This is a genomic window from Vreelandella arctica (genome assembly GCF_037070215.1).
Lineage (GTDB): Bacteria > Pseudomonadota > Gammaproteobacteria > Pseudomonadales > Halomonadaceae > Vreelandella > Vreelandella arctica.
The window spans coordinates 20,536-28,355 of record NZ_JBANSN010000039.1 but is presented as its reverse complement, the minus strand read 5'-3'; the positions used below and the strand labels follow the sequence as shown (position 1 = coordinate 28,355).

At 49.4% G+C, this 7,820-nt stretch carries 8 protein-coding genes; 4 read left to right on the top strand and 4 right to left on the bottom strand.

Annotated features, from left to right (window positions below):
- The first annotated feature begins 131 nt into the window (after window positions 1-131).
- Window positions 132-344, top strand: coding sequence for an SCO family protein (locus V8L70_RS20570; protein WP_336270517.1), 213 nt, complete (start codon window positions 132-134; stop codon window positions 342-344).
- A gap of 174 nt (window positions 345-518) precedes the next feature.
- Here V8L70_RS20570 and V8L70_RS20565 read toward each other — a convergent pair whose 3' ends face one another.
- The 4 genes from V8L70_RS20565 to V8L70_RS20550 form a co-directional block, all read right to left on the bottom strand.
- Window positions 519-1,022, bottom strand: a complete 504-nt coding sequence (locus V8L70_RS20565; protein WP_176305053.1) for a ferritin-like domain-containing protein — start codon at window positions 1,020-1,022, stop codon at window positions 519-521.
- Between the two features lie 46 nt (window positions 1,023-1,068).
- On the bottom strand, window positions 1,069-1,893 hold the full coding sequence (locus tag V8L70_RS20560; RefSeq protein WP_101146594.1) for a manganese catalase family protein: 825 nt from the start codon (window positions 1,891-1,893) through the stop codon (window positions 1,069-1,071).
- Window positions 1,894-2,096: 203 nt separating this feature from the next.
- The gene (locus tag V8L70_RS20555) at window positions 2,097-2,300 is read right to left on the bottom strand and encodes a hypothetical protein (RefSeq protein WP_101146595.1); all 204 of its coding nucleotides are present in this window, start codon (window positions 2,298-2,300) and stop codon (window positions 2,097-2,099) included.
- A 68-nt stretch (window positions 2,301-2,368) separates the two neighbouring features.
- Window positions 2,369-2,653 (bottom strand): con-10 family general stress protein, encoded by a 285-nt coding sequence (locus V8L70_RS20550; RefSeq protein WP_101146596.1) that lies wholly within the window; start codon window positions 2,651-2,653, stop codon window positions 2,369-2,371.
- A gap of 823 nt (window positions 2,654-3,476) precedes the next feature.
- On the opposite strand from V8L70_RS20550, the gene V8L70_RS20545 reads away from it, so the two are divergent.
- The 3 genes from V8L70_RS20545 (at window position 3,477) to V8L70_RS20535 (ending at window position 7,817) form a co-directional block, all read left to right on the top strand.
- A complete protein-coding gene (locus tag V8L70_RS20545; RefSeq protein ID WP_101146597.1) occupies window positions 3,477-5,282 on the top strand; it encodes a thiamine pyrophosphate-requiring protein in 1,806 nt (601 codons plus the stop codon).
- Between the two features lie 323 nt (window positions 5,283-5,605).
- A protein-coding gene (locus V8L70_RS20540; protein WP_101146599.1) for an IS3 family transposase occupies window positions 5,606-6,759 on the top strand; the annotation gives its coding sequence in 2 pieces (ribosomal slippage) (window positions 5,606-5,843 and window positions 5,843-6,759; 1,155 coding nt in all).
- Window positions 6,760-6,827: 68 nt separating this feature from the next.
- On the top strand, window positions 6,828-7,817 hold the full coding sequence (locus V8L70_RS20535) for a cytochrome P450 (protein WP_101146600.1): 990 nt from the start codon (window positions 6,828-6,830) through the stop codon (window positions 7,815-7,817).
- Window positions 7,818-7,820: the final 3 nt, after the last annotated feature.

The window sequence follows — 7,820 nt, the reverse complement described above, 5'->3', positions numbered from 1 at the left end:
AAAACGGAATCGGTTGACCCATCGTGACCGCTCAGCGTACAAAACTCTCTCCAGCGTGAAGGCCGTGTGCAAATCGGTCACGATCACCGGAATGACCGGTCACGTTCGCCGGAATACGCAAGTTCACCGGTTTGACCGGCGATGAAGAGGCTTTACAGGCTCTGACGCGCCGCTACCGCGTGACGTACGGTTATGGTGAGAAAGACGATGCTGGCAATTACGATGTATCGCACTCCAACGCTGTCTTCGCTTTCGGCCGTGATGGCGACGCTCAGCTACTGATTCGCGAAGATGACCCTAAAGAGGCTGTGATGGCCGACCTGAGCCGCCTTCTGGCGCATTGAACGGCGTTGCAGTAGCCAGCCGGGTACTCCATCATTGACTCGGCTGGCAGAAAAAAACCCCAGCATTATAGCTGGGGAATGGGCTTTGCTCTGATGGGAGAAAGAGCAAATAAAGCTATGTCTCAAAAGCTATGTTTCAAAAACCATGCCTCAAAAGCTAGGCCTTAGCAAAGGCTAGGTCTTAGCGCGCAAATCGTCATCCTTATCACGCTCTAAAAATTGCTGAGTAGTATCGTCCAAGTGCTTACTCAGCCAATCGGCCATGGCTATTTCTTCCTGAAGGATCTCTTTACAGACTTGGGAGACCTCAGGTTGTGACGCCATATCAGCCGCTTTGATAATGGCTTTATAACTCGCTATCTCAAAATTTTCGAATGCGAAACTCGCAATGCCGCCTTTGACCACCTCATCTTCAGCCATCATGCCGCCGACAGCCTGACCAAATGCGGTTAACTCAGCGCCCATATCTTTAAAAGATGACGTATTAGCGCCCAAGAGCGTTAAACAGTGTTCCAGCTTTTTCGATTGATTCACTGTCTCTTCAATATGTTCTTCAATGCGCTGCTGCAACTGTGGGTAATGCTCTAAACGATGCGCTTGAGATTGAAGCATTTTCTCCGCTTGCTTCTCCATAGCGTGCGCATCTCGCAGCCAATCTACTAAGTGCTTGCTTTCCATTGCAGACTCTCCTTATGACACCAACGTTAGCATACGATTCCTAAACTCAAAGTTGCTCTTTTTGAGCACCTGAGCCCGGCTTTGCTTTACCTAAAGTTGGTTCCTGACCTTCAGGCGCAGGTTGATTAACTACTGAATACTCACTCTTACCATCCAACGAAGGTCCTTCAGCCCACCGACCTTTCGGCGCTTCTTTGTCGAGCAGAGTATTAAGGTAGTAGTAGGAGTGTTGCATATTCTCATGATCTTCAGGCGTCGAGTTGGGAATAGGCAACTGCGACTTCATACCGCCCATCTCTTCGATGACCGCTAACCACTGCTGCTGGTGATACGTATCACGGGCAATCAGGAAAGATAGGAAATCCTTCATGCCATGATCGTCCGTCCAGTTATATAAACGTGAAGCAAGTACTCGGCCACCCGCTTCTGCTGTGGCGTTGGCTAGCATATCTGCCCCAATATTACCGGTCGCGTATACGTGGCTCATATCAAACGGCACACCATTGGAGTTGACCGGCATCGCGGACAGGCCAGAAGATAACAAATGGCGTGGATTGGCACCGCCTAGAATGGCATTCATGACAGGGTCTTTAGCAGTGGCTTCCTGATAAGAAACAGGTGCCCCCTCTAAATTAAGCGCAACCGCGTGCCCCAACATCTCGATATGCGATAACTCTTCTGTCGCCGTTGACATCAGCATATCGCGAATGCGGTCATCACCGCGCGCGCCCATCGCTTGGAAGAAATACTGCATCGCAACGCGTATTTCGCCTTCGATACCACCAATGGCCTGCTGAAGCAGCATCGCAAACTCAGGGTTTGGCTTATCGACTTTCACCGGATACTGCAATTTTGCGGAATGATGAAACATAGGTTGCACTCCTTGTAGGTAAACTGTCAGGAACTCCTTCCCCTGACAGTGTGCTTAAGGCTCTTCCTTAAGTAGCTGGGTAGCTTCCAATGCGATTACCATTCAGGGTTCCTTCCCTTGTTGGTAAACTTCCGCTCATCCTTGAGCACTTTCATTGCGTCCTTTGCCTGGGCTGCTAGGAAACGCCATCCTTGGCTTTCAACTTACAGCTTGTCTTTAAGCAACTTTTTTGCTTCCTGAGCAATGTCATCGTATTGGCGTGCTACTCGATCAAAAAACGCCTTAGCTTCTTGATCCGAACTGCTATCGGCATCGCGAGAAAACTGTGAACAAAGATTAGCGCCTTGCGAAGCGTGATATAGCGTACTGACCATATCAAAATCTTTATCCTTAATCGGATTACCCATAGCGATCTCATGCGACAGTCGCGAACTTAACGCGAACTTAACTAAGTCACTCCATTAAAGGAAAGTGGTTAGCTTTGCCCATTACCGCTATGGCTGTTCTTCCCGCCTTTCTTGCCAGCTTCTGAAGCACGTTCCGGGTCATTAGCGAAGTTACCTCCGCTTTCTTGGCCACCTTTATGACCAATATCCTCATAAAATTCTTGGCTATGGGAGTCAGCAGTCGCATCCCCGCCCTTTTTACCGGCATCAGAAGCGCGCTCAGGGTCATTGGCAAAATTGCCGCCGCTTACTTGACCACCTTTGTGGCCTGCTTCCTCACGTGACATTCCTTGGTCTTTGCGTTTATCAACCATGATAAAACTCCTTTAGTGGAACAATTAAAACCTTTCGTCTTAATCACTCGCCTTTTCTAACCGAGCACTATGGAGAATAGTCACCAAGCTGAACACTTCAAGCCACCTGAACTTTAAATAGTGCTTTTTAATTTTTATCAAAAAGACCGTTTAATATAAGTCAAACACAAGTGCCGATCAACCACTTTCAAAACAATGGCTTAAAGATAGAAAATATTTAATAACATACGTTATAAACCCACTATTTAGCAGCAAAACTAATTAGTTATTGTTTTTTAGCTTTATAATAGCGTTACTGAAAGGGTGACTGCTCACCCACTGGACCACTAACTGAAAACCCCACTGCTTTTGTCAGCTCACCGATGTAGAAATTTAAGCGCTTCCCTTGAGGGAGCATGGCAGGAAGTAGCGGGTAGCAATAAAACCGTAAAAAAGCTTCTACTTATGTTAAAAATATTTTTTACTTATCCGGCAGCTGGACGCCACACCCACCTAATGCCTACAGTATTTTAGGTATGCTTACATGCTTACAACTAGCATGTAACATCTCTTAAATATTTGTAATTATTAATTTATAGGTTTGAACAGTAACTTATATTGCTTTAGCTGATATTGTTGGCTAACAAATTACATTCACCACTATATTGGCTATTTAGCTTGCGCCAGTTTATAGAGAGAGTTTTGACGTTTATGTAAAGCCGTAGGTAGCAGCACCGTCTCCTTTCTGCCTGTTACCACCATCAAAGAAGGCCCCTTAATTTCAAACATTTTTTTATAACGGTTCCCTAAACTAACCACCACGGTATGAGATAGGAGGTCAGGGATGACACAAGAAGTCAGCGACTTCATCATTGATAGGCTGAAACAGTGGAAGGTATCGCACATTTTCGGTTATTCCGGGGACGGTAATAATGGATTGATGGGCGCGCTCAATCGCGCCGACGACTCGATTACCTTTGTACAGCCACGGCATGAGGAAATGGCGGCGTTCATGGCTTGTGGCTATGCAAAATATACCGGCGAGGTGGGCGTTTGCATGGCGACCTCCGGGCCGGGCGCGATCCATCTACTTAACGGCCTTTACGACGCTAAAAAAGATCACGTACCGGTCGTCGCTATCGTAGGCCAGCAGGCTCGTACAGCGTTAGGTGGTGAATACCAGCAAGAAGTGGACTTGGTCTCTTTATTTAAGGATGTGGCAGGTGATTTTGTACACCTGGCGATTAGCCCTGGGCAAGTTCGACATCTAATTGATCGTGCCATGCGCATCGCCGCCGGTGAACGCACCGTTACCGCTATTGTGGTGCCTAACGATTTACAGTCCCAAAAAGCGGTTGAGACGCCTGCACACGCCCATGGCACTGTTCACTCTGGCGTTGGTTATACGTCAGCAACTGTCATGCCTGATGAACAGTCCCTTGCCCATGCCGCTGACGTATTAAACGCTGGCAAGCGGGTCGCCATTTTGATCGGTGCAGGGGCCAGAGGCGCTGAAAGAGAAGTAGAAGAAGTGGCGAACCTTCTTGGCGCGGGTGTTGCTAAAGCCCTGCTTGGGCGGGATGTACTACCCGATGACCTCCCTTACGTCACGGGGTCGATTGGACTGTTAGGCACCAACCCCAGTTGGACCCTAATGTCTGAGTGCGACACCTTATTAATGATTGGTTCAAGCTTTCCCTATTCGGAGTTTTTACCCCAAGAGGGGCAAGCAAGCGGTGTACAGATAGATATTGAACCCCGCATGCTTAGCATGCGTTACCCAATGGACGTTAACCTCACCGGTGATACCCGCAGTACGCTTCAGGCGCTCATACCGCTGCTGAAGCATAAAAGTGATCGAGATTGGCGGCAGGCTATTGAATCAGCCGTCGCTGAATGGTGGGAGTTATTGCGTGAACGCGCCATGAGCGACGCAAACCCGATCAATCCTCAACGCGTATTTTGGGAAGCGTCCCCGCGCTTGCCAGACCGCTGCTTACTCAGTTGTGACTCCGGCTCGGCAACCAACTGGTACGCTCGCGACCTTAAGTTTCGCGCGGGTATGCGCGGCTCGGTTTCAGGCGGCCTGGCAACCATGGGAAACGCAGTACCCTACGCCATAGCAGCCAAATTTGCTTATCCTGAGCGTGTTTCGATCGCTTTTGTGGGCGACGGTGCCATGCAAATGAGCGGCAATGCTGAACTGCTCACTATTGGTAAATACTGGAGACGCTGGGAAGATCCACGGCTCATTGTGATCGTCCTTAATAACCGCGATCTTAACCAGGTCACCTGGGAGATGCGTGTCCAGGATGGCGACCCTAAATATGAAGCATCGCAGGACTTACCTGCCTTTTCCTACGCGCAGTATGCCGAACTGGTTGGCTTGAAAGGCATTGAAGTAACCGATCCAGAGCAGATTGGTAGCGCCTGGGATCAGGCCATTGCCAATAACTGCCCCACCGTTATTGATTTTCATACAGATCCCGACATTCCCCCTATCCCACCTCATATTTCCAAGCAGCAGGCAAAGGCCTATATGTCAGCAATGCTGCATGGGGACCCTGATGCTTTAGAAACCGTTAAAGCGTCCTTAAAGCAGTTTTCCAAAAGCTTTATTGCTAAAGCGCCTCGCCTCGGGAGGCATTAATGGTCCGCAATGATGAGCCGCCGCTGGCGAGCTGGGAGTGTACGTATCCATTAGCACGCAGTGGTTATCCTTATATTTCGGCTCAGTGTGAGCGGTTAGGAACAAACCTTTTCCGCTCTCGATTAATGTTTAAAAAAACACTATTTATGAGGGGCGAAGAAGCCGCCGAGCTTTTTTACGATGATGCACGTTTCAGCCGTGAGAATGCGGCGCCCACACGGTTGAAAAAGACGCTGTTTGGTGAAGGGGGAGTCCAAGGGCTGAATCGCCCCGGGTTTCGTAGATACCTCTAGGCCTTATACTAAAGGTACCTAGGAGGATCCATGAGCCGTCCCCGTTACACTGAAGAATTCAAAATCGAAGCGGTTAAACAGGTGGTAGAGCGCGGTCATCGCGTTGCCGAGGTCGCTGAGCGTTTAGGCGTGTCAGGTCACAGCTTGTACCACTGGATCAAGCGCTACGATAAGCCGGTAGAACAACGGCAAGAAGATGATAATCTCCAAGCTGAAAACCGTCGTTTGAAGGCTGAACTAAAACGCGTGTCAGAAGAGCGAGATATATTAAAAAAGGCCACCGCGTACTTCGCCAGAGAGTCCGACTGAGGTACGCGTTTATTCAAAAGCATGCGAGCCAATATCCGGTACGGCGCTTGTGCCGCATGATGGCCGTGCATCCTAGTGGCTACTATGCATGGTGTAAAAAAGCACTGTCTAATCGAGACCGGGATGATCAGCGTCTATTGGGATTGATCAAGCATGCGTGGCTTGAAAGTGGCGGTGTATATGGCTATCGCAAGGTCTATCAGGATTTGCGTGAGGCTGGCGAAGCCTGCGGTAAGCACCGAGTGGCCCGCCTGATGCGTAGGGAAGGTTTACGCTCTCAGACGGGCTATCGACGACGCCCTGGCAGCTATGGCGGTGGAAAACCGGCTGTTGTATCACCCAACCATTTAGACCGTCAGTTTGAAGTGACAGCGCCAAATGTTGCTTGGGTGACGGACATCACTTACATCCGAACGTACGAAGGCTGGCTTTACTTAGCGGTGGTTATCGACCTGTTTTCTCGTCAAGTGGTTGGTTGGTCGATGAAGTCTCGTATGACCACGGAATTAGTGCTGGATGCTCTGTTATCGGCAGTCTGGCGACGCAAGCCACAAGGAACGGTGATGGTGCATTCGGATCAAGGAAGCCAGTTCAGCAGTGGAGACTGGCAAAGCTTTCTGAAAGCTAATCACCTGGTGGGCAGCATGAGCCGACGTGGTAACTGTCATGACAACGCCGTTGCTGAAAGCTTCTTTCAACTCCTCAAGCGAGAGCGAATCAAGCGGCAGATTTATTCGACACGCGAAGCGGCTAGACGCGACGTGTTCAATTATATTGAAATGTTCTACAACCCAAAGCGCCGACACGGGACAAGTGATAACTTGTCACCGGTTGAGTATGAAAGGCGTTACTTTAAGAGCCTAACGGGTGTCTAGAATACTCGGGGCGATTCAGGCTGGAAGGAGAGGCGCATCATCAACGCAAAGCACTGTTTCTTTCATTAATGTCCCAGTCGCGCATTGATGAACTCATGCAACTGGTCGAGCAACATTGGCAATTGCGCCTCAATTATTGGGAGTCGCAAGCCTCGATCACCCTCCTTGATGAACTTCATCACATTTTATGCCGGGCAGCCTGCGCTTGGTGCGGTATTCCGCTACACAATGTCGATGCTCCAGAGATGGCCGAGCAATTAGTACTCATGATTGAAGGCGGCGCTGCTATCGGGCCCAAGCATTGGGCAAGCCGCCGAGCACGGCGTCAAACTGAAAATGCACTACTAGACTTAATCAAGCAGTACCAACAAGGGCTGCATGAAGTCGACCCCGCATTACCATTCGCTACGTTTGTTGATTTTCGTGATGCGCAGGGCAAGCCTCTGCCCAATCGCATTGTTGCCGTGGAGTTGATTAATGTAATCCGACCCATCGTGGCAGTGGCAAGGTACATGGTGTTTGCCGTCTTGGCGATGCATGAACACCCTGACTGTTATGAAAAGCTTAAACACCAAGGGTCAAGCCGTTATCGTCGGCACTTCATCCAAGAGGTCAGGCGTTATTACCCTTTCTTTCCATTTCTAGCCGCTCGCGTTAACACTGACTTTACTTGGCAAGGCTATCGCTTTAAGCGCGGTCGGCAAGCGATTCTTGATCTCTACGGTACCAATCATGACGCCCATCGCTGGGAAGCACCCGACCAGTTCTATCCTGAACGTTTCGAGCAGGAAGAGGTTGATTTTCATCGTTTTGCAATGATTCCTCAAGGCGGTAGCGATCATGCTACTCAGCATCGCTGCCCCGGTGAGTGGATCACACTGGCACTGATCGACTTGGCAATTGAGAAATTCATTCACCAGCTTCGCTATGACGTACCGTGGCAAGACCTTACGGTCGATCTCAATGTAATACCGGCTCGCCCACGAAGCGGCTTTATCATTTCTAATATTCACTCTATTAACTCTTCTCAGCCCAGCGCTGAGAAAGAGCGATTTTAAGCC